This is a genomic window from Nonomuraea sp. 3N208, from assembly GCF_052245935.1.
Taxonomy (GTDB): domain Bacteria; phylum Actinomycetota; class Actinomycetes; order Streptosporangiales; family Streptosporangiaceae; genus Nonomuraea.
In genome coordinates this window covers 1-20,977 of the sequence record NZ_JBQQBR010000010.1, presented here as the reverse complement: position 1 = coordinate 20,977, position 20,977 = coordinate 1, and the positions used below count along the sequence as shown (strand labels likewise).

The window sequence follows — 20,977 nt, the reverse complement described above, 5'->3', positions numbered from 1 at the left end:
TCGACGAGGCGCTCAACGCCTGACCGGCACCATGGCCTGGGCCACGCCCCGGCCGCGCTATGGCCGGCAGGCGAGACGGCTGAGTCAGCGCTTGGGGTCCAGCCGGTCCAGCCGTCGATTTCGCTGAGGCGCGGCAGTCCTGGCGGATCAACTGCCGAAGTGGCGCGATCGATACATCCATCACGACAGGCCCTCCTCTGCGGATTCGCGAGGAGGGCCGCCGGTGGAATGTCACCAGACCCAGTCCTGCTTTGGGTTGGATCTGGTGCAAGTCTCGGTGTCGGTCACTTTCGGCCTCACGCAGAGGTAGTAGTAGATCGGCATGGCCGGCGACTGCGCCTTGTTCCAGACGCTGAAGCTCTTCTCCGCCGCGCTGGTGCTGCTGGGCCAGACGTTCTCGTAGTCCTCGATGTCGTTGGTGCTCCAGAACTCCCAGAAGACCCGGGCGTTGTAGATGCCCGCCACCGCCCTTAGGGTGAAGGAATTGCGGCCCTTGGACATGTTGTGGGTGCCAGCGTTGTACCAGACGATGGCCACGGTCTTGCCGGACATCGCCATGGATATCGAGCTAGTCGCAGCGTTGGCCGGTGTCAGGGTCCCGGCCACGAGGCCCACTGTGACCGCGATCATGGTCAGGCTCCGGCGGATCGTGCGTCGCATTCATGCTCCCTTGTCGTCGTACCGGAGGGAACATTACGGAGCGCCCGTATACATCCACTACACGGAGCTCGACGGGGTAGCCGATCCATCCGTCATCGCCGGCGTGCTCGACCGCCTCGCCGAGGCGCGGCTCATCGTCCTGGACGAAGACACCGTCCAGGTCGCCCACGAAGCCCTGATCCGGGCCTGGCCACGGCTGCACCGCTGGCTGACCGACGACCGAGCCGACCTGATGGTGCACCGGCGGCTAAACCGCGGGTGGCCAACAGCGGCCGGATCTCTCCGATGGCCTTGGTCACGGTGCACCGGTCGACGTCGAACAGCTCGGCCAGGGCTCAAGGTGCCGAGATGTGCACGGGACAGGCCCGTGAAGGCAGAATGAGACAGGGCTGTACGGGCCCATTGAGACGACACATCCAATGAACCTGCGGCCCTATTCACGTTACGGCCCGACGCCTCGCTGATCGCACGCAACCGACGACGAGCTGGACATCGCCACTGTGATAGTCCTGGGGATCAGGTCGAGTCGGGTAGTCCCTCAGTCCTCGGGGTCGCGCAGGCCGACGCAGTCAAAGGCCCAAAAGGCCTCTGAGTAGACGAAGGTGCCCGTCATCCACGGCTCGTGAGCGGACAACCGGGCGACCTGGAACGCGGCTTCAGGGATACGCAGCGACGGCGAACGGAAGCCCACCGCGCTGGCACCCGCGAAGCCGCGCGTGCCGTAGTAACGTGGCGAACCCTCCAGGAATACCAACGGCACACCCTGGCTGTCGGCCGCCTCGAGGGCGTACGCGATGAGCTGAGTGCCGATCCCCTGACACTGGAACTCCGGGACCACGCCCAGCGGTGACAGGGACAGGACGTCCACGATCCGGCGCGGAGCGTCCACCCGCGTCGCGCTCAGCAGGACATGCCCCACAACTCGGTCATCAACGGTAGCGACGAAGGACATCGGCGCCAACGCAGCCTCCGCAACGCGAAGTGCCTCCACGAGCCCGGGAACCCGCTCGCTGTCACCGAAGGCGCGCGTATGAACCTCGCGCACATCTCGATGATCGTCAGCGGTCTCTTGCCGGATCACCAGCCCGGCACCATCGGGAGCGATCCGGGAGCCTTCAGGCGCATCGTGTGGCGTCATGCCGCGAGGGTAGATCGCGGGGCGGCTCGTGCGCGAGGCAATTACGCACCAGGTCGTTATCGGGAAGTTGGCTGCCGGCTGGACGCCAACACCGAGGTGGGGATCGACGACGCCGGAAAGATCCACCTGACCGGGGTGAAGGCCGTGGAGGAGCCCCCGTCGCTGGTCGACCTGCGCAACCGCATCGCGGCGATGCTGCCGCACGTGGACCAGCCGCTGAACATCTCCTACCGGCCCGCGCTCGCAGACCTGCCCGACCAGAAGGGCTCGCGGATTGAGCCCGGCGCTGACTACGGGCCGCTCAACACCTTCGCCCGCGGGAGGATTGACCTGCGCAAGGTCCGTCGGATGTGGCCGGACATCTGAGGGTCGTCGCCTCGATCTACACCGGCACCGTCCGCGCCTACGACGTGGTGACCATGCTGCAGTGCGACGGCCACCCGACCGCGCTCGGCGAGGCGATCGCCACCTTTGGAAGGATCTTCAAATCCCTCCACATCCTCGCCTGCTTCCCGACCTGGCCCCCGGCACCATCCACGACCTGCGCGATCCGGACGGTGCCGAAGATGACGACGAGATCTGACCGTCACCCCAGCGGGCGGGCCTCGATTACCCTCCACGACAGCGGTGGCCTTCGGCGGATTCCGCTGACCGAGGCGGGTTCGCAACGGTCATCCTGGTCTACTGCTCGGGTTGGTAGACCAGGATGACCAGGCCGGAGCTGAACGTCTTGTTCTCCAGCAGCTTCAGCTTCGCCTTCGACTCACGCCTGAACAGCGGCTCACCCTCACCGAGGATAAGGGGGTGCACCCACAGGTGGTACTCGTCGAGCAGCCCGGCCTGCGACAGCGCGTCGGTCAGCTGCCCGTTGCCGTAGATGATGATGTCGCCGCCCGGCTGCTGCTTGAGCTTGGTGACCTCCTCGACGAGGTTCTCGCCCCTGATGATGGTGGAGGTGCCCCAGATGTCGGCCTTCTCCAGGGTGTCGCTGACCACGTAATGGTGCATGCCGTTGATCCGGTCGGAGAACTCGTCGCTGGGCCTGGTCGGCCAGACCGACGCGAACCCCTCGTAGGTGACCCGCCCCGCCAGCAGGGCATCCGACCTTCGCATCAGGTCCAGGGCGTACTGGGTGGCATCGTCCGTCCGGTAGTCGAACGACCAGTTCTGCGGCTCGTCGATGTAGCCGTCGAGCGTGGTGAAGGTCGAAGCGATGACTTTCCTCATTGTTCTCTCCATTGGTAATCGTTTCTGGCGTCCCGCAGCGTACGGGCCCACCATGACAGCTGGTCAAGCGTGATTCCGGCCGCCGCATGGCAGCTCGCGCCCCGTTTGGGCCAGGAGCCGTCGGCGTCGAAGAGATCCCAGTAGCAGGGCAGGCTGACCGCCTCGGTGACGGCCACCGCCCGCAGCACGGCGAAGATCTCACGGAGCTGGGCGACCGCGTGCAGGCCGCCCGACTCTCTGCCGTACGACACGAAGGCGACCGGTTTGGCCTGCCACTCCGCGTAGTACCAGTCGATGGCGGTCTTGAGCGGTGCGGGGAAGCTGTGGTTGTACTCGGGGGTCACCACCACGAAGCCGTCCGCCGCGGCCAGCCGCGGAGCCAGCGCTCGCACCTCGGCAGGCAGTTCCTCGTCCTCGTCGGTGAGGACCTCGGGCAGCCGCGCCTCGGCCAGATCGACGACGTCGACCTCCAGCTCCCTTCGCCTGCGGGCCTGGGCGGCGAACCACTCGGCCACCGTCGGGCCGAACCTGCCGCTTCTGGTGCTACCGATGATCACCGCCACCCGCAGCCGTTCGTTGCTTGCCATGTGACTACTGTGCTGGGCGGCCCTTACCGTTTCCTTCCACCGCACTTACCGCTCCGGCATAGGGTGACGGTCATGCGGTTTGGGGTGCTTGGCCCGCTGATGGTGTGGGACGCGGACGGCGCGCCCGTCACGATCCGTGGGCTGAAGGTCCGCGCGCTCCTGGCCGACCTGCTCCTGCACGAGGGCCGCCCGGTGTCGGCCGACCGGCTGGTCGACGACCTGTGGGGAGACGACGCCCCCGCCAATCCATCGGCCACGCTGCAGGTCAGGGTCTCGCAGCTGCGCAAGGCGCTGGGCGATCGGAACCTGGTGGCGCACCGGCCCGCGGGCTACCTGCTGCAGGTGGAGGCGGACGCCGTGGACGCGCGCCGGTTCACCGAGCTCACCAAGCAGGCCCAAGCGGCGAAAGACCCGGGAACGCGGGCCGCGCTGCTGGCCGACGCGCTGGCCCTGTGGCGGGGCCCGGCGTTCGCCGATTTCGCCGACGAGGAGTTCGCCAGGGCGGCGATCGCCCGGCTGGAGGAGCAGCGCCTGACCGCCGTGGAAGCGCACGCCGAGGCCCGGCTGCAGCTGGGAGAACACGCCCTGCTCGCCGGGGAGCTGGCCGACCTGGTGGCGCGGCATCCGCTGCGTGAGCGGCTGCGTGCCGTACACCTGAAGGCCCTGTATCGGGCCGGACGGCAGAGCGAGGCGCTGGACAGCTACGCCGACCTGCGCGAACGGCTCGGCGAGGAGCTCGGCCTGGACCCCAGCCCCGAGCTGGCCGAGTTGCAGCGGGCCATCCTCGCCCAGGACCCTGATCTCGCTCCAGCGGTACGGCACGCCACCAACCTGCCCGCTCCGCTCACCGAGCTGATCGGACGGGACGAGTCATTGGCCGCGGTATCCGCACAGCTCGGGGCGAATCGGCTGGTGACGCTCTGCGGGTCCGGCGGGGTGGGCAAGACGCGGCTGGCCGTGGAGACGGCGGGCCGGCTGGTCTCCGCCCACGCCGACGGCGTCTGGCTGATCGAGCTGGCCTCCATGCCCCGGTCCGGCGAAGTGGCCGAGCTCGTGATGGCGGTCATGGAGATCCGCGACCCGGGCGGCGAGCCGCTGTCGGCACGCGACCGGCTGGCGCGTGCGCTGCGCAACCGGCGGGTGCTGCTGGTGCTGGACAACTGCGAGCACGTCGTGGAACAGGTGGCGGACCTGGCGGAGGCGTTGCTGCGGGCCGCGCCGGAACTCCGGATCCTGGCGACGAGCAGGGAGCCGCTGGCGCTGCCTGGCGAGGTGGTGTTGAACGTGCCGCCGCTGGAGCAGGACAGCGCGGTCCGGTTGTTCGCGGCCAGGGCGGCGGCCGCGCAGAGCGATTTCCGGCTCGACGACTCGACCGCCCCCGCCGTCTCGTTGCTGTGCAGGCGGCTGGACGGGATCCCGCTGGCGCTGGAGCTGGCCGCCACCAGGGTGCGGGCGCTGGGCGTGGACGGCCTGGTGGACCGGCTGGACGACCGCTTCAGGCTGCTGGCGACCGGGCATCGGGGTGCGCCTCCCCGCCAGAAGACGCTGACCGCCATGATCGACTGGAGCTGGGAGCTGCTGACCGAGCAGGAGCGGCTCGTGCTGCGCCGCCTGGCCGTACACGCCGACGGGTGCATCCTGGAGGCGGCGGAGGCCGTGTGCCCCGGCGACGGCGTGGCCGCCGATGACGTCCTCGACCTGCTCGCCCGCCTCGTCGACAGGTCGCTGGTGGCCAGGGCGGGAAACCGCTTCCGCCTGCTGGAGTCCGTCGCCGCCTACTGCGTGGAACGCATGCGAGAGGCGGGCGACCTGAATGAGGTACGGCACCGTCACCATGCTTATTACACCGATCTCGCTGAACGAGCCGCCCCCCACCTCTACGGCCCCGACCAGCGCCAGTGGCTTGGCCTGCTCGACGCGGAGGCCGCCAACCTCCGCGCCGTCGTGGACGGCGCTCACCCGGAGCTGACCCTCCGTCTCGCCAATGCCCTCACCTGGTACTGGTACCTCCGCGGCCGCCCGACCGAAGCCAGTCGCTCACTCGAAACCGCCCTCACCGCAGCGGGTGGCGGGGTGCGGTCTGTGGCGATGGCGTGGCTTATGGGCATCTCCGTTCTGAAGGGCGGGAGTGCCGAGTGGGTGGCACGCCGGGAGCAGGCAGCGGAGGTGTTCGCCGGAGAGCTGGGCGAGCGGGCCAGGGCCGCGTGGTTCCTGGCCTTCGCGCTGGTGAACCTGGGTGAGATGGAAGCCGCTGAAGACCTGCTCGACAGGGCTCTGGAGGCCCTGCGCGCCGCGGGCGACCGGTGGGGCGAGGCGGCGGCGCTGAGCACTCGCGCCCAGTTCGCGCACGTACGCGGCGACCTGACCGTACTCGAGCGGGCAGCGACCAGAAGCGCGGAGCTGTTCGCCGAACTCGGCGACCGATGGGGCCAACTGCAGGCATCGGGCTGGCTGGGCGGCCTGGCAGAACTGACCGGCGACAACGACCGCGCCGCCAGGCTGCACGAGGAAGGCGTGCACATGGCGGAGGAGCTGGGCCTGTGGCCGGAGGTCAGCGGTCAACTCGCCTGGCTCGGCTGGACCCACGTGCAACTGGGCGACTACGCGAAGGCCTGGAAGCTGTGCGAGCGCGCCCTCCGCCTCGCCACGGAACAGGACTACGCGGGCGGCGAGATCCTCGCCGAGATCGGCCTCGGCTACGCCGCCCGCAGGCAGGGCGAGCTCGATCTCGCCGAGGAACACCTTGGCAACCTGGTACGGCGGGCGAAGTCAGGAGGCGGCGCCGAGCCCCTGTACCTCTCGATGGTCCTGGTCGAACTCGGCTTCGCCGCCGAGGAACGCGGCGACGCCGAGGCCGCCCGCGCCCTGCACCTGGAGGCGTACAGCGCGGCACGCAAGCTCGACGCCCCGCATAGCGTGGTCGCCGCCGCGGAGGGCCTGGCCGGGGCCGTGGCCCTCGCGGGCGCCCACGCCCACGCCGCCCGGCTCCTCGGTGCGGCGGCTGCGTCCCGCGAGGCCACCGCCCTCCCGCAGTCCCCAGCGGAACGTGCCGACGCCGACAGAATCGCCGCAACCTGTCGCCAGATCCTGGGCGAAGAGATCTTCACCACTGAATACACCGCCGGCCGCCACCAGACCCTGAACGAGACGATCACATAAGCACGTCGTGGTCCTGTACGGAAGATCCTGCTTATACACGCGGCTACGCACGCGGACTGGAGAACCAACTCGGAGTGCTCGGACTTGTCCTCAATTGCGTCGTTCCATGGACGACTGTCTACCTGGACACGGCATGGCTGGGCGGGGTGAGCGCAGCGAAAGCCGGGTTGCCTGGAGGGTGGCCTGGGCCGTGGGCGGGCTGCCACCGACCCGGCTTTCCGGGGTGTCGATCGACACCATCCGGATCGACATCTCAATCGTCGGGGTGTCGCCATCGGTCACCTCGATGAAGCGGTAGTCGCTGGCCGGACGGCTGGGCCCGACGAAAAACCGAGATCCACCATCACTGCTCTCCCGCGATCTCGACGGCGTAGACCTGGACCGACAACATCGCAGCCGATCAGCCTTTCGTTGCCGCTCTCGTTGACCCGTTTGGCCTCAGCCAGCTGTGGCGGCAGGTCGTTCGATGATCGGGCAGACCGTCCCCCGTCTCCGGTTCGGGGCCAGGTGTTCGCCCGCCCCGGCTATGGCCGCTTGCGGCGCTGGGTCGTGGCGAGATAGATCGTGCTCACCGGGCCCGGTTCGGCTTCTGGTGGCGTGGCATGATCGGCGCGTCGGCCCGGCTGCCGCGTATGAATCGGCCCAATATCATGATTTAAGGCGTAACCTGAAATGTGGCAGAACACCCCTATAAGGGATCTTCAGTGACGAACCGATAGGGAGTCTGGCTATGTCAGTGACTGCCGAACACCGCGAGCACGTCGATCACACTCACGAGCATGGACCCGGCTGCGGGCACGTGGCCGTCCCGCATGACGATCACGTCGACTACGTCCACGACGGTTGCCTGCACCGCATCCATGACGATCACGTGGACGAGTGCGAGCCGAAGTCGCACGCCACGCATGAGGGCCATGACCACGAGCACGGGGCCGAGTGCGGGCACGTGGCGGTCCCGCATGACGATCATGTCGACTATGTGCACGACGGACACCGTCACGCCTTGCACGAAAGGCATTGGGACGACCACTGAAGCCGGCCTGCCACGACGACACGCCACACTCGCTGGCTCGCAAACCGGTCCTGATCTACAGGTTTGACGTGCAGTTCGGCCGGCCCGCCGGTGAGCGGTCGTTTCCTTCCTTCTCAAGGGTGCGGGGTTCGCCTAAGAGGGGGAACCCCGCACCACTTTCTGTCGCCCGAGAGTCAGCGGAGCCGGTAGGCGCGGATGACGGTCTGCTTCACCGAGTTGCCTGCCGAGTCAGCGGCCTCGACTCTGAGTGAGACGAATCCGGATCCGCCGCGTGCCGGGTGCCTGACGTCGACGGTGTACGTGCCGTCCCTGCCATGCGTCTTGGTTTCCTGCCACGTGGCGCCGTCGTCGAACGAGGCCCAGATCTTGGCTCTGGCCATCTTGGGCCCCTGTGGCAGGCGGTGCCCTATCTTGAGCCCGAAGGTGTACGGCAGGCGGCGCGGTGCCGTGTTGTGCAGGTCAAGCCCGAGGTTGTAGTCCACGAACAGCAGCGGCAGCTGTGCCGCTCCCTGCGCGGGTCGTTCGGAGGTGAAGGTCCAGGCGGTGCTGGCCTTGGTGGACAGCGCCCACTCGGTGCCGTCGTGCTCCTGGTCGAGTTCCACCCGGTAGGCGGCGGGTTCCGGGGGCACTGTGAAGACCTGACGGTTCAGGGTCCCTTCCTCGGCGATCAGCTCGTCGTTGCGGTACAGCCTCGCCCGCGAGGTGCCGTTCGCCCCCATGGCATAGGGCAGCAGATGGGCGGAGGAACTGTCGAGCGCTCCGGCGATCGAGAAGAACAGCCCGTCACCCTCGTGCCTGGAGGGCGGCTGCGGCGTCTGGTCGGTGAAGTCGAAGTCCGCGGGACCGGGTCGCAGCACCGCGCCGAGCCAGGTGGTCTCCAGCTGCTGTCCGGCCGTGTGGGTCTGCCGGCCGGTGTAGAACGCGTTCCCGAGGCTGAAGTCCTTTCCCTCGATGACCTCCTGGTTCCACACGGTGTCTCCGCCGGTGACCCATTCCTCCCTGACGAACGGGGCGGGGAAGTCGAAGGCGCTGACGAAGCCGGCGTCCCGGTAGGGGCGCTTGTAGAAGCGGGCCATGAAGTAGTGGTCGGAGCCGGTGCCGGAGCTGGTGTAGCGGGCGATGGCCCGGGAGGCGGTGCGCGGGCTGATCTCGTAGGTCAGCTTCTCCGGGATCCTGCCCTGCTCGGGGAAGATCCCTTCGTACAGGTAGGGGCTGTAGGGGATGCCTTCCAGCGCCAGCTGTACCGTCCCCTTCTCCAGCAGGCCCAGCAGACGCTGCCCCTCGTCCTGGCCGGTCCAGAATGCCGGGATCTTGCCGTCGTAGACGTATCCGGCGAGCACACCGGGCCGGTCGTTGAAGACCAGCACGGCCTGGGCGCCCGCGTCGGCGGCATTGCGCACCTGATCGGCGTAGTCCACGCCGTCCGTACGCTTGACCAGCGCGAGCCGGCCGCGCATACGCTTGCCCGCGTAATCCTCGGGGTGGCCGGAGCCGACGTAGGTCACCGGCAGCCTCGCGCGTCCGTCGAAGCGGACCGAGTCGATGACGCCCATGACCTCCAGATCGAGTGCGGTGCCGTTCACCTCCGCCTTGATGTCGGGCGCCATCAGGTCCCACTTGCTGTAGAACTCGAAGAACCCGGTGGTGACCTGGGGGGTCGGGGAGGCGTAGATCGTGTCGTAGAAGCCGATCAGCAGGCCCGAGTGCGTCATGCCCCGGCCTCCGGCCTCGCGCCGGTACCCGACGCGGATGCTTCGCGCCTCGCTCTCCTTCGGTGTGGAGATCCGTACGGGATTGGCCTGCCGGGCGTCCAGCGTGACGGTCATGTCGGCGCGCACCTCGAGCTCGGGGTTGCCCAAGACGGAGAACTCCACCGACCACCTGCCGGAGGCGTCCAGCTTGCCGGCGAAGGCCATGAGGCTATAGCGGCCCGGCGGGACGTGGAAGACGGGAGCCGGGTCGTCCCGGAGCCTTACCTCCTGGAAGTAGGGAGTATCGACGCCCCACAGTTCCACGGTGCCCGCGTCTGCCGGCTGACCGTTTCTGGCCAGGACCGGGACGCGCACGTCGTACATTTCGCCCTCCTTGACGGCGCCGAGTGCGGTACGGACAACGGTGCCGTCCTGCGCCGCGGCGGTCAGCCATCCGCTGTGGTTGCCGGGTTCCACGGCCGTCGCGTTGTAGGTGACCTTGAGTTCGGCCGATCCGTTCGCGGGGAGGGTGAGCGTGGTGGCGTCCGGAGTGAACGGCCCGCTCGGCGCGACGGTCAGCGCGACCTCCTGTGCGCCGGGGTTGGTGTAGGTCAGGGTCCTGACGATCGGCGCAGCGGCCGGATCGTGCGGCCAGTCGTGGAAGCCGAAGTCCAGCGAGCCGTGCGACACCTGGACGGACTGCCGGTGCGCCCGGTCCGCATCCAGCCTGCCCGCGCCCTGCTCGTAGACGGAGTTGGCCTGGTTGGGCGTGGCGCTGCTCATCAGCGCGGCCTTGAGCTGCCGGCCCTTCCAGCCGGGGTGTTGCTGCTTGAGCAGGGCTGCCGCACCCGCGACGTGCGGTGTGGCCATGGAGGTGCCGCTCGCGTCCAGGTACGGCGTCCACTCGGTGGACCCGTCCCTGGGGTGGGTGCGGGCCGCGGTGATGTCCACGCCCGGTGCGGTGATGTCCGGCTTGAGGGCGTTGTCCCCGCGCCTGGGGCCGCGGCTGGAGAAGGGGGCCAGCGCGTCGTTGCCGTCGACGGCGCCGACGGTCAGGGCCGAGGTCGCCGATCCCGGCGTGTTGATGGTGCGCGCCCGCCCGTTGTTGCCGGCCGCGACGACGAACAGCGTGCCGCTTTCCGAAAGCCGGTCCACCGCCTTCGCCATCGGGTCGGTGCCGTCCGTCGCCGGCGCGCCCAGGCTCATGCTGACGATCTCCGCGCCCTGCGCGACGGCCCATTCCATGCCGGCGATGACCTGCGACTCGGTGCCGTCGCCGTGCTGGTCGAGCACCTTACCGACGAGGAGATCGGCTCCAGGTGCCACGCCCTTGCCGCCGCCGGCCGTCCCGGTTCCGGCGATGGTGGAGGCGACGTGGGTGCCGTGGAAGTGGTCGTCGTAGGCGTCGGCCTCCTCGGTGAAGTTGGCCTTCAGTTTGACCCGGCCGGCCAGGTCGGGATGGGTGTCGTCGATGCCGGTGTCCAGCACGGCGACCTTGACGCCCGTCCCGTCGAAGCCGCTGGCCCACACCTTGGGCGCGCCGACCTGCGGGACGCTCCGGTCGAGCGTGGCCTTGACCTTCCGGTCCAGCCAGATGCCCGCCAGGCCGCCGTCGAGTTTGTTCCGGCCTTCCTGGACCGTGGCGTCCCAGAAGGCGGTGGCCTTGTCCTTGGCCACTTCCAGTGCGGCGCCGTTGATGCTGGGCAGGGTCTTGTCCTTGGTGGCGCCCTCCGGCTGGCGCGCCGCGGCCGCGCGCACGCTCTTGCCGTAGGTGGCGAGTACGGGTAAATGCTTGCGCGAGGCGTCGTCATAGCCGGAGGCGACCAGTTCGGTGAGGTTGAACAGGTCCCGGTCCAAGACCTTGGCGGCCAGGTACGGCTCCGCCTTGGCGGGGATCGCGTGGAGCTGGCCGTCCATCTCGGTGATGTCCCAGTTGTCCGCCTTGCCGGTCCTGCCGTCCACCGCGGCGTCCTGGCTGCCATCGGCGTAGGTGACCAGGCGGATGACGTCGCCGGTGACCAGGGTGATCGTGTGGCTGGATACCGCTTTCCCGCCCCGGGTGGTGGTGGGGGGATCCTCTGCTGAGGCCGGTGTGGTGATGCCGGCCGCGAGTGCGACTCCCAGCAGGGCCGCCGTGGCGACTCGTTTCACGTGCGCAGTCCTTTCGCGCGATGCCCGCCCACGTGGCTCATGCCGGCCAGCGTGGAGCTCTTCGGAGCTGCTCCAAACCGGGCTATTCGGGCAGCGTGGATCATCATGGCCGAAACGATAACGATTATCAATGCTTTTGCGTTGAGATCCGCGTCTTCGCGTAGGAGACAAGGAAGATCAGACCGCACAGCAGGGCGACGGTGGCGCCGGCGGCCAGGCGGTAGTGCAGGGACAGAACCAGTCCGCAGGCTCCGGCTCCCGCACCGAGAACAGCGGCGAGCGCCATGGCGGGCAGGACCCGGCGCGTCCACATCAGTGCGGCGCCGGACGGGCCCGCAATCAGGGCCAGAGGCAGGATGGAGCCGACCGCCGGGACGGCTGCCACCAGGACCGCGCCGAGGAGCGTGAGGAGGAGGGCATCGAGGCCGCGCGCCGGATAGCCGAGTGCTCGACATCCGGCCGGGTCGAAGGCCGCCAGCAGGAGTTCCTTGCCGAACAGGGCCAACGTGACCACGACGACCAGGCTCACGCCGGCGAAGATGGCGATGTCAGCGGTGGTGGCGGTCAGTGGCGAGCCGATCAGCGCCGCCGCGAGATCGACCCGGAAGCCGTCCGAGAGGGACGTCAGCGCGGCTCCGGCGGCCAGAGCCCCGCTGACCACGACCCCGGTGGTCGTAGTGTGCGCCGCCTTCCCTGCCAAGGAGGGCCGCGTGGCAACCACGGTGCCTGCTACGAGCACCGCAGCAGCGGCGCCGATGCGGAGGTCGGCGGCTGCCAGGCTGGCGGCGACGGCGCCGGGAAGCATGACGTGGGAGAGCATGTCGGCGGTGTAGGCCATCCGGCGCAGCACCACGTGGACGCCGAGCCCGCCGCAAACGGCCCCTACCAGGACGAGTTCGCACAGGGCGCGCCAGGCGAAGCTGCTCACGTGCCCCTCCGGCAGGCCGCGCAGATGCCGTAGATCTCTTCTGCGTGGAAGCCGTCCACGTCGTCCTCCTGCGAGCGCTCGATCACCAGCCGGCAGATCCGGCAGATGAGATGGTGATGCCTGGCCGGGCCGCACAGCCGATAGGTGGCCTCTCCGGCCTGCGGGAACACGTGGACCAGGCCGACCTCGGCCAGCGACGACACCGTCCGGTACACCGTGGTCAGGCCGATCGGCTCGCCCCGTTCGTACAACTCGGCGTGGATCTGCTGGGCGCTGATCGGCCTGGTGTGCTCGGCCAAGACGTCCAGCACCAGCACGCGCTGCGTGGTCGCCCGGATGCCGACGTCGCCGAGCAGCGCCTGCCAGCGTGCCGTGTCGACCAATTTGCACATCTCCCCGACTTGACAATGGTTTTCATTTTCCTACATGGTTTGAGCGGAATGCACCAGCCCCTTTCTTGACCGAGGAGAAACCGTGCTCAAGCCAGTGCGTCTGGGTGCCGCGATTCTGGCGATCCTGTCCTCGGCGGCGTGCGCAGGCCCGGCGGCGCCGGCCACGCAGACCGAGACCACGATCGCCGTCGTGGCGACCACCACCCAGATCGCGGACGTCGCACGGCAAGTGGGGGGCGACGCCGTACGGGTCACCCAGCTGCTCAAGCCCAATGTCGACCCGCATGACTTCGACCCCTCTCCCGCCGACCTGCAGGCCCTTGCCGCCGCCCAGGTGGTGATCAAGAACGGTCTGGGCTTCGAGCCGTGGCTGGACCAGGCCGTGACCGCCGCCGGTAACAGCGGCACGGTGGTCGACGCCAGTCGGGGAGCTACCCTGCGCGAGGGCCACCACCAGGAAGAGAGCCACCATGAGGCAGAGGAAGCAGACGGGGAGGATCCCGAGCACAGCGAGTACGACCCGCACATCTGGCACGACCCGGCGAACGCCAAGGTGATGGCGGCCAACATGGAGAAGGCGCTGGCCCAGGCCCTACCGTCGCGCGCCGCCACGTTCGCCCAGCGTCGCCGCGCCTACGACACCGAACTCGACCGGCTCGACGAGTGGATCAAGCAACGCATCGCAACCATCCCTCAGGCCGATCGGAAGGTCGTCACCAACCATGACGCCTTCGGCTACTACCTGGACCGCTACGGGCTGACCTACGTCGGCGCCATCATCCCCAGCTTCGACACCTCCGCCGAGATCACCGGCAAGAACCTCTCCGACCTGGTCACCGCCATCCGCAAAACCGGCGTCAAAGCGATCTTCTCCGAATCCACCGTGCCGCCCAAAGCCGCCCAGGTCCTGGCAGCGGAAGCAGGGGTCAAGGTCGTGGGCGGCGAGGACTCCCTCTACGGCGACTCGCTCGGCCCGGCCGGCAGCCGGGCCGACACCTACATCGGCATGATGCGGCACAACACCGAGGCGATCGTCGGAGCCCTCGGTGGCTGAGCCCGCGCTCGCCTGCGAGCGGCTGTCGGTGACCTACGGCACCAGAACGGTCCTGGACGAGGTGACGTTCGCCCTGCCGCACGGCAGCGCGCTCGCCCTCGTCGGACCCAACGGCGCCGGCAAGTCCACCCTGATCAAGACCGCTGTCGGGCTGGTCGAACACAGCGGAGCGATCCGGGTGCTCGGCCGGCACCCCCCGCATTCCCGCCGACAAGTGGCCTACGTGCCGCAAGCCGACACGCTGGACGCCACCTTCCCGGTCACCGCAAGCGAGGTGGTACTCATGGGCCGCTACCGCGCGATCGGATGGTTGCGCCGGCCCGGCCGGCGCGACCGGGAGATCGCCGCGGCGGCGCTGGAACGCGTCGGGCTGGCCGCCCGGGCCAAGGACAGGTTCGGAACGCTGTCGATGGGCCAGCGCCAGCGGGTCCTGCTGGCTCGCGCGATCGCTGCCGAACCACGACTGTTGCTACTGGACGAGTCCTTCAACGGCGTCGACTCCGCCAGCCAGGAATCCATCCTGGAAACCCTGTCGAGCCTGCGGGCCGGCGGGGCAACCATCGTGATCGCCACCCACGACCTCGGCCTGGCGCGGCGGGCCTGCGACCTTGCCTGCCTCCTCAGGACCACCGTGCGCGCGTTCGGCAGCGCGACACAGGTGCTGGAACCCCAAGGCGTCTACCAGGCCATGGCATCATGAGCGCCTTGCACGCGCCGTTCCTGGCGCGGGCGCTGGCCGTGCTGGTGCTGCTGGCCCTGGTGGCCGGGCCGGTGGGCACCCTGGTCATGCTGCGCGGACTGGCGTTTTCGACCGACACCATCGCGCATGCGGTGTTCCCTGGGGTCGTGGCCGGGTTCGTCCTGGGCGGGGAGACCGGTGTGCTGCCTGGCGCGCTGGTGGCAGCGGTGCTCACCGCGGTCGCCTTCACCGCGTTGTCGGCGCGGGTCCGCGCGGACACCGGGCTGGCGGTGCTGCTGACCAGCATGTTCGCGCTCGGCGTGGTGATGGTCTCGCAGCGGGCCTCCTACACCGCCGACCTGACGGCCTTCCTGTTCGGCCGGGTGCTGTTCACCAGTCCCGCACAGTTGGCGGAGACCGCCCTGCTCGCCGTGCTCGTCCTGATCGCGCTGGCCCTGTGCTGGCGGCCGCTGGTGCTGACCGCGTTCGACCCGGTGACGGCGCGGGCCCAGGGGTATCGGACTCGGCTGCTCGACCTGCTGCTTAACGTGCTCGCCGCGCTGGTCGTGGTGGCCGGAGCGCGGGCGGTGGGCACCCTCCTGGTCATCGCGCTTCTCATCGTGCCGGCCGCGACCGCCCGGCTGCTCAGCCATCGCCTGCCCCTGATCGTGCCGCTCGCCTGCGGCCTGGCAGGCGTGGCCGCCTGGACCGGACTCGAGATCAGCTACCGGGCCTCCGTCCTGTACGGCTGGCGCCTGGCCTCCGGCGCCACCGTCGTGCTCGCCCTCGTCGCCTGCTACGCGCTGGCGCTCGCCCTAAATCATCTGCGAAAGGACAAACACGATGAGTAACGACCGTGTGCCGGTCACCGTGCTCACCGGATTCCTCGGATCCGGCAAGACCACCCTGCTCAACCGCATCCTCACGGAGGAGCACGGCAAGCGCATCGCCGTCATCGAGAACGAGTTCGGCGAGGTCGGCGTGGACGACGCTACCTGATGCCCGGCGGCGCCCTGCACGCTGCGCTGTCCCCCGATGCCGCCCACCTCGCAGTGACCGGGCCTCTCGGATACTGCCTCTGGCATCTCGCCACGGGACGGGAAGTCCTGCGCAAGAGCGGCCGCTGGTCCTCGCGTGCACGCTGGGCCGCGCCCGACCGGCTCGCCATCGCCGACGGCCGTACCGCCGTGGTGCTCGACCACACCGGCCGCGAGCTGTGGCGTACGGCTGCCGCGCCGAGCACCGTGACCGATCTCGCCTGGACGCGCGACGGCAGGCGCCAGGGATTCTTCTGCTCACTTGTTCCCCGCATCTTGATGCTTGTTAGGTGTCTTGAGCTGGAGGATTGCCTCGAAGACATGTCTCTGAGCTGCGTCGGCGTACACGCAGTAGCGGCAGAGCCAGATGGGGACGAAAGAGCTCTGTCGCTGGTCGGGCAGGCCACCACGGCAGGCCCGCGTGTCGCACGTGCCCACCCGCCTGATCAGGAGCACGACGTCGTGTAACCCGTGCTCTGGGGGCGGGGCGTTCGGACCTGGTCACGTGGACGCGAAAGGACCTTGCCCTGGGTCATTGCCGCCCTCTCGCCGTAGGCGCACACTGACCGCTGGTAGGTACCGCACCCGCACCACGTCCTGCCAGACGCGAAGGAGAGCGGAGTACCACCTCACCAGCCAGGCAGGCCAGCGAGCCTGCGCTGAGTTCTGCGCGTCGTCGCCGCGGCGCGCTCGTCCACGCCGGGAGCCAGTCGCTCAGCATGAGGGACGGTGGCAGGGCCTGTCCCGATCTCGCTGGCGAGCCCCGCTGCCTTGATTGCCCTCCAAAGCCCGGAAAATGTCCGGTCACTGGCCTGGTCAGGCGCACTTCCGTAGGAGAAGGTCTGTGACTTGCGGCGCTTCGTTCTTGCCCGCGGCCCACCAGCCGAGAGCAACTGGGCGGTCCAGGTGCACGTTTGTAAGGGCTGATGCCTTGGCTTACGGTTTGGGTTCGGCCGGCCGATGAGTAATGCCGCCATGCGGGCTCTACAGAACGTGGAAACCGGTTGGATCGAGACCACAGGAGGTCGAAGTGTCGAAATCAGTGCTTGATATGTCGGTGTCGCTCGACGGGTACATCGCGGGTCCGAACGACAAACCAAATAACCCCGGCGGCGATGGCTTCATACTGCACGATTGGGCCCTTACGCCGGATGGGAAGTTCCGTCAGTCCGGGCCGGCCGGGGAGTTACTCGGCGAGATAGAAGCGGCCGGTGCGGTCCTCTCGGGACGGCGTACTGCTGAGCAGGCCGATCACTGGGGTGGTAATCATCACGGTGAGGAGATCCCGATTTTTGTACTGAGTCATCGGCCGCCTGACCCGTCCGTCGCGAACTATCCACTGGTGACGTACGTGACTGATGGAATCGCCAGCGCGATGGCTCAGGCGAAGGCCGCTGCCGGGGACCGGAACGTGCATGTGATCGGCGCCTACACCGCGCAGCGGGCGATCGAGGCCGGGGTGCTGGACGAGGTGCAAATCCATCAGATTCCGGTGCTGTTCGGCGGTGGCCGACGGCTGTTCGATGTGTTGCCATCGCGCGTGGAGTTGGAGATCGTTCGGGTGATCGACACCCCGGAGGCAACCCACATCCGCTACCGCGTTCGTCGCTGAGCGGCGGCAGCTTGAACTCCGTAGGGCATGTCAACTCACCTGCTCCGGAGGGTAATCGTGGTCGAAATGCCGGCTGGCCGCGTGTTCTCGGAGTCGGCCCAGAAGTAGCGCATTCTGCGCTCGGAGTCGTTGGAGTTCGGCCCTGAGCTCGCCGTTGATGGTGGTTGGCTGGCGAATGCGGGCCTCCTTGGAGGGATCCGTCATGCGCTGGCGGGCAGGATGCCGCTGTCCGGAGCGCTGTTGAAGGTTTCGTAGCCTCTGAATCTCCTCGATCAGTTCGGGAACCCGGTAGAGGAAGGCGCGTGAGGCGCCGGAGGCACGGACGACCGCGGCGACCGTGATGGCGTCCCCGGCGCCATCGAGACACTGGATCGCCTCGCGAGCTTGGTCTATGAGCCGTGCTCGGCGCTGCTGCTCGGCAGCGCGCAGGTAGCGCGTGTTATCGGGCATCATGACCGCGCCTCCAACTCTTCGATGGTGTCGATCACGCGGGTCAGGCTGATTTCGACGCGCTGGTTCATCTCTACCAGTCGCTGGTTGCCACAGGCCTGGCCAGCGGCGATGAGCTTGCGGGTGCGCGCTAGCTGATCACGGTGCTGATCCAGGAACTGGCCGTCAGTCAGAAAGTCGTCGCAGGTCAGGCAAGCGCGTTGGGATGCGGGCATGCTTGCTGGAGCGGGCGGCCGCAATAGCCGTCGGGTAGGGTCTGCTTGGCCCGGGCGAGGCGTTCTTTGATCCAGGTGGCCTCGTCGCCGGGGTCGTACAGGACGACATGCCCATGGATGTTGACGCGTTTGCTGCTCCACTCGTCGAACGCCTGGCGCAACGTTTGGTCGGTGAGCCGGGCATAGACGGTGGTCATTTCCGCGCTCTCGTGCCCATAAAGGCGCTGGACGACGTGCTGGGCGACCCCTTCGTTGATCATGCGGGTGCCAAGGGTGTGCCGAAACTGGTGAGGGGTAATCCGCACCGGCTGACCGTACTCGTCCAGAACCTTGCACTGATCCACCCAGACATCGATGCGTCGCACGACGGTCGCGTAGGCGTAGTGCCGAGTGCCGCTGGCATTGCCGAACAATCCGGGGAACAGCCAGGGGCTGCCGCTCGGCCAGCGGTCTGCGACGTATGGCTGCTGGCGGCGGATGGCCTGCTCAGCGACCGTGTCGAGTGGGATGCGGTGCTCCTTCTTGAGTTTGTGCATGTAGAAGTCGAGGTAGGGAGCGCCGCCGGCGTCGTAGGTGAGCGGGTTGAACGGCAGCCGGATTAGATCTCCCACCAACGGGCGAGCGCCAGCCCAGAACCGGAGCGCCAGCGGAGTCTTCTGGGCCGGCGTGAGCCCACGCGCACAGGGTCGGACGAAGGACGATCCGCAGGACGCGAGCGCAGCGAGCGCCCTGTGCGCGGAATATGCAGGCCGTCACCCCAACAGACGGAGAGGGATCCGCTCGCGTGCAGGGGGCTCGAATCAGCGTGGTCCAGCCTGAGCGTCGGCCTGACGATTCCGCGGGAATCGCCCGCGGCTACCCGACACCGTGGCGGTCAGCGTCCCGGAGCAGGCGGAGCTCCTCGCGCGGATTCCGCTCCACGGCTTGACGCCCTTGTCGAGCACGGCCTGGGCGCATCGCCCGCCGGCGATGTGGTCCCGGGCCATCTCCCGCAGCTGCCTCTTGGCGTCGCCGGCGGCGAGGTCGTCGTCGGCCTCCAGGTGCGCGGCAACGCAGACCGGCGAGGATCTCACCCATGGACAGTTTGTGGGTGAATTGGTGGCCGAGCTCGATCTCCGCCTGGTGGTAATCGGCGGCCAGCTGCGGCCGCAGAGCCGCTGCCAGCAGCAGGATTCAGCCGGTGTTGCGCGACGTGGACACGTTCCGGAACCCGAGCGCATCAACGCCGTTTCGGGGCTATGACACGTTAATCTGTCCGGCGTCGAGAAGCGCTGCTTCATGGGTAATCCTGTGCCCGAGACGGACACACTCGGTACGTACATGCCGTTCAGCGCCTCCTCCGGCGGCGGGTGATCAGGGCTAGGGCGCCGAGTATGACGAGGCCGGCGATCGAGGCCCATCCGGCGGCGTCACCGGCGGCGACGTACGGAGTCGGTGTGCCCGCAGTGGGAATCGACGCCGTCATCGTCTGGTCGTCGCCTACGAAGTAGTCGGCCATAGCGAGCGTGCGTCCCTGCGGATCGATGGCGATCGAAGTGCCCTTCCTGGTCGGACGCAGGATCGACACACCGTTCTCGATCGCGCGTACGACGGCCATGTCGGCGTGCACGGGACCGATCGGCCCCCAGCCGCTCGACGGCACCAGCGGCACATCGACATCCGCGCGGCCCGCCTGCCGGACGAGCCATGGGAAGTCCGCGTCGAAGCAGATGACCGTGGACAGGCGGCCGTACGGCGTGTCCACAATCGGTGGGACGCCGGGACCGAGGGCGTTGCCGTCCCCGGGGACCAGGGTCGCCTTGGCATAGTCCCAGCGGACGTGGCCGGACGGGTCGATGAGGATCGACCGATTCTCGTTCGTCGGGTCGCCGGCACCCGGCAGGATGACGATCACGCCGACCGCGAGGTAGATGCCCTCCTCGCGCGCGACCCCCGCGGCGCGTCGCAGGAAGGCGGCCTCCTCCTCCTTGAAGACGTAGCCCGCGGCCTCGGACCACGCGACGACCTTCGCGCCCGCGCGTGCCGCCTGGCGGGTCCGGGCGAACAGGTCGTCGAGCGCCGGCGTCAGGTGCAGGCGGGTGAGCCGGTTCCGCGCACTTGCTGCGGTTGTAATAGCTGCTCGCCGTGCCCGGCGTGCCCCAGACGACCGACGTGGTCTGAAGGCCGGTGGCGTACGGTCCTCCTGACGGTTGTGGTTCGGCATCACCCCTGGTCGGCTGGCGGCGTATCTTCCTGCACCACGCCGGAGTCGGTGCCGGGATCGGCGGTCGTCACGGCGCGCACCCGTACGCCCGCGTCCCACAGCAGATCGAGCAGGGCACGCAGTCCGGCCTGGTCCAATGTCAGATCGCTGAGTACGGTCCGGCGCCGGTCATGGCGCACCTGGACCAGCCCGAACCGCCGTGACATCTCCTCGTGCAGGCCCGCGGGCAGCGGTCCGTCGACCTCAATGCGGCAGTGGTGATTCATGACGACAGCATCCGTCGCACCGGTGTGTGCCGTCTCCACCCGCCCCCGGATTCCACCCGGGGTGGGGCTCGGCAAGGTGGCTGTTCGACCGGGAAAAAGATCGGCTGAGCCGGAGTTGGCTGGTTGGTCGGCAGGGGCAGGATCACGCGACGGAACTCGCTGATTATCTCTTCCAGCTCGCCGCGGGTGAGCCAGACGGCGTGCTGCTGGTAGCCGACGAGATTCGCCACCGGGTCGGCAACGCCGTCCGAAAGCCTCTGTCCGAGAAGTTCCTGCCGCGCGGCCACCGTATTCCGGTGGCACCCCCAGATCTCACAGGAGGCGCCGGCCCAGCGGCCCGGGCGGTAAGGCAGGCGGTATGGACACATGCCTTGCCCGACCTGGCCGACGACGGCCACGCCGACTTGGTGGGAGAGCTGACTTCTGTCATGCGGGACCTGTGACACAGCGCACTGACCTCCGCCGAGCGGAAGGCTCAAACTGAGCGCCATGACC

24 protein-coding genes and 1 pseudogene are annotated in these 20,977 nt (G+C 68.4%); 10 read left to right on the top strand and 15 right to left on the bottom strand.

Annotation, left to right across the window (positions count from 1 at the left end; all coding sequences use genetic code 11):
• Positions 1-231 precede the first annotated feature (231 nt).
• Positions 232-660, bottom strand: coding sequence for a hypothetical protein (locus tag ACTWPT_RS16865; RefSeq protein WP_443178547.1), 429 nt, complete (start codon positions 658-660; stop codon positions 232-234).
• On the opposite strand from ACTWPT_RS16865, the gene ACTWPT_RS16860 reads away from it, so the two are divergent.
• Positions 557-1,042, top strand: a complete 486-nt coding sequence (locus ACTWPT_RS16860; protein WP_443178534.1) for an nSTAND1 domain-containing NTPase — start codon at positions 557-559, stop codon at positions 1,040-1,042. The genes ACTWPT_RS16865 and ACTWPT_RS16860 overlap by 104 nt on opposite strands.
• Positions 1,043-1,198: 156 nt before the next feature.
• Here the strand turns inward: ACTWPT_RS16860 and ACTWPT_RS16855 are convergent, their stop codons facing one another.
• Positions 1,199-1,798, bottom strand: coding sequence for a GNAT family N-acetyltransferase (locus tag ACTWPT_RS16855; RefSeq protein WP_443178319.1), 600 nt, complete (start codon positions 1,796-1,798; stop codon positions 1,199-1,201).
• Positions 1,799-1,894: 96 nt separating this feature from the next.
• Here ACTWPT_RS16855 and ACTWPT_RS16850 point away from each other — a divergent pair, with 96 nt between their 5' ends.
• Together ACTWPT_RS16850 and ACTWPT_RS16845 are read left to right on the top strand one after the other, a co-directional pair.
• Complete coding sequence (locus ACTWPT_RS16850; protein ID WP_443178318.1) at positions 1,895-2,164, top strand: hypothetical protein; 270 nt, start codon at positions 1,895-1,897, stop codon at positions 2,162-2,164.
• 53 nt (positions 2,165-2,217) lie between these two features.
• On the top strand, positions 2,218-2,508 hold the full coding sequence (locus tag ACTWPT_RS16845) for a hypothetical protein (RefSeq protein WP_443178533.1): 291 nt from the start codon (positions 2,218-2,220) through the stop codon (positions 2,506-2,508).
• Here ACTWPT_RS16845 and ACTWPT_RS16840 read toward each other — a convergent pair.
• Together ACTWPT_RS16840 and ACTWPT_RS16835 are read right to left on the bottom strand one after the other, a co-directional pair.
• The gene (locus ACTWPT_RS16840; RefSeq protein ID WP_443178317.1) at positions 2,480-3,025 is read right to left on the bottom strand and encodes a dihydrofolate reductase family protein; all 546 of its coding nucleotides are present in this window, start codon (positions 3,023-3,025) and stop codon (positions 2,480-2,482) included. The two genes, ACTWPT_RS16845 and ACTWPT_RS16840, sit on opposite strands and share 29 nt — an antisense overlap.
• The gene (locus tag ACTWPT_RS16835) at positions 3,022-3,612 is read right to left on the bottom strand and encodes an NADPH-dependent FMN reductase (RefSeq protein ID WP_327583510.1); all 591 of its coding nucleotides are present in this window, start codon (positions 3,610-3,612) and stop codon (positions 3,022-3,024) included. Before ACTWPT_RS16835 ends, ACTWPT_RS16840 begins: the two co-directional genes overlap by 4 nt.
• A 72-nt stretch (positions 3,613-3,684) precedes the next feature.
• On the opposite strand from ACTWPT_RS16835, the gene ACTWPT_RS16830 reads away from it, so the two are divergent.
• Positions 3,685-6,771 (top strand): BTAD domain-containing putative transcriptional regulator, encoded by a 3,087-nt coding sequence (locus tag ACTWPT_RS16830; RefSeq protein ID WP_443178316.1) that lies wholly within the window; start codon positions 3,685-3,687, stop codon positions 6,769-6,771.
• Between the two features lie 733 nt (positions 6,772-7,504).
• Here ACTWPT_RS16830 and ACTWPT_RS16825 read toward each other — a convergent pair.
• From ACTWPT_RS16825 to ACTWPT_RS16810, 4 genes are all read right to left on the bottom strand, one after another.
• Positions 7,505-7,789: a hypothetical protein gene (locus ACTWPT_RS16825; protein WP_443178315.1), complete on the bottom strand. Its 285-nt coding sequence runs from the start codon at positions 7,787-7,789 to the stop codon at positions 7,505-7,507.
• A 188-nt stretch (positions 7,790-7,977) separates the two neighbouring features.
• Entirely contained in the window at positions 7,978-11,646 is a 3,669-nt protein-coding gene (locus tag ACTWPT_RS16820; protein ID WP_443178314.1) for a S8 family serine peptidase, read from the bottom strand.
• Positions 11,647-11,773: 127 nt separating this feature from the next.
• The gene (locus ACTWPT_RS16815; RefSeq protein ID WP_443178313.1) at positions 11,774-12,574 is read right to left on the bottom strand and encodes a metal ABC transporter permease; all 801 of its coding nucleotides are present in this window, start codon (positions 12,572-12,574) and stop codon (positions 11,774-11,776) included.
• Positions 12,571-12,966 carry a Fur family transcriptional regulator gene (locus ACTWPT_RS16810; protein WP_443178312.1) on the bottom strand — a complete coding sequence of 132 codons (396 nt, stop codon included), beginning with the start codon at positions 12,964-12,966 and terminating at the stop codon, positions 12,571-12,573. Before ACTWPT_RS16810 ends, ACTWPT_RS16815 begins: the two co-directional genes overlap by 4 nt.
• A gap of 82 nt (positions 12,967-13,048) precedes the next feature.
• Between ACTWPT_RS16810 and ACTWPT_RS16805 the strand changes: the two genes are divergently transcribed.
• The 6 genes from ACTWPT_RS16805 to ACTWPT_RS16780 all read left to right on the top strand — a co-directional run bounded on the left by ACTWPT_RS16805 (position 13,049) and on the right by ACTWPT_RS16780 (position 17,348).
• Positions 13,049-14,020, top strand: coding sequence for a metal ABC transporter substrate-binding protein (locus ACTWPT_RS16805; protein ID WP_443178311.1), 972 nt, complete (start codon positions 13,049-13,051; stop codon positions 14,018-14,020).
• Positions 14,013-14,720, top strand: a complete 708-nt coding sequence (locus tag ACTWPT_RS16800; protein WP_443178310.1) for a metal ABC transporter ATP-binding protein — start codon at positions 14,013-14,015, stop codon at positions 14,718-14,720. The genes ACTWPT_RS16805 and ACTWPT_RS16800 overlap by 8 nt, the downstream gene beginning before the upstream one ends.
• Positions 14,717-15,550, top strand: a complete 834-nt coding sequence (locus tag ACTWPT_RS16795) for a metal ABC transporter permease (protein ID WP_443178309.1) — start codon at positions 14,717-14,719, stop codon at positions 15,548-15,550. Before ACTWPT_RS16800 ends, ACTWPT_RS16795 begins: the two co-directional genes overlap by 4 nt.
• Positions 15,543-15,698, top strand: coding sequence for a GTP-binding protein (locus ACTWPT_RS16790; protein WP_443178308.1), 156 nt, complete (start codon positions 15,543-15,545; stop codon positions 15,696-15,698). Before ACTWPT_RS16795 ends, ACTWPT_RS16790 begins: the two co-directional genes overlap by 8 nt.
• Positions 15,698-16,204 carry a hypothetical protein gene (locus tag ACTWPT_RS16785; RefSeq protein WP_443178307.1) on the top strand — a complete coding sequence of 169 codons (507 nt, stop codon included), beginning with the start codon at positions 15,698-15,700 and terminating at the stop codon, positions 16,202-16,204. The genes ACTWPT_RS16790 and ACTWPT_RS16785 overlap by 1 nt, the downstream gene beginning before the upstream one ends.
• Before the next feature lie 562 nt (positions 16,205-16,766).
• Positions 16,767-17,348, top strand: coding sequence for a dihydrofolate reductase family protein (locus ACTWPT_RS16780; RefSeq protein ID WP_443178306.1), 582 nt, complete (start codon positions 16,767-16,769; stop codon positions 17,346-17,348).
• A gap of 30 nt (positions 17,349-17,378) precedes the next feature.
• Here the strand turns inward: ACTWPT_RS16780 and ACTWPT_RS16775 are convergent, their stop codons facing one another.
• The 7 genes and pseudogenes from ACTWPT_RS16775 to ACTWPT_RS16745 form a co-directional block, all read right to left on the bottom strand.
• Positions 17,379-17,801, bottom strand: a complete 423-nt coding sequence (locus ACTWPT_RS16775) for a DUF6262 family protein (RefSeq protein WP_443178305.1) — start codon at positions 17,799-17,801, stop codon at positions 17,379-17,381.
• Positions 17,798-18,013 carry a hypothetical protein gene (locus ACTWPT_RS16770; protein ID WP_443178304.1) on the bottom strand — a complete coding sequence of 72 codons (216 nt, stop codon included), beginning with the start codon at positions 18,011-18,013 and terminating at the stop codon, positions 17,798-17,800. The genes ACTWPT_RS16775 and ACTWPT_RS16770 overlap by 4 nt, the downstream gene beginning before the upstream one ends.
• Positions 17,986-18,624, bottom strand: a complete 639-nt coding sequence (locus ACTWPT_RS16765; RefSeq protein WP_443178303.1) for a tyrosine-type recombinase/integrase — start codon at positions 18,622-18,624, stop codon at positions 17,986-17,988. The genes ACTWPT_RS16770 and ACTWPT_RS16765 overlap by 28 nt, the downstream gene beginning before the upstream one ends.
• Positions 18,625-18,813: 189 nt before the next feature.
• A complete protein-coding gene (locus ACTWPT_RS16760; protein ID WP_443178302.1) occupies positions 18,814-19,086 on the bottom strand; it encodes a hypothetical protein in 273 nt (90 codons plus the stop codon).
• Positions 19,087-19,340: 254 nt separating this feature from the next.
• Complete coding sequence (locus ACTWPT_RS16755; protein ID WP_443178301.1) at positions 19,341-20,216, bottom strand: nitrilase-related carbon-nitrogen hydrolase; 876 nt, start codon at positions 20,214-20,216, stop codon at positions 19,341-19,343.
• On the bottom strand, positions 20,216-20,482 hold the full coding sequence (locus tag ACTWPT_RS16750) for a hypothetical protein (RefSeq protein WP_443178300.1): 267 nt from the start codon (positions 20,480-20,482) through the stop codon (positions 20,216-20,218). Before ACTWPT_RS16750 ends, ACTWPT_RS16755 begins: the two co-directional genes overlap by 1 nt.
• Positions 20,479-20,977, bottom strand: a pseudogene (locus ACTWPT_RS16745) (hypothetical protein); the annotation flags it as partial. The pseudogene ACTWPT_RS16745 and the gene ACTWPT_RS16750, both read right to left, overlap by 4 nt.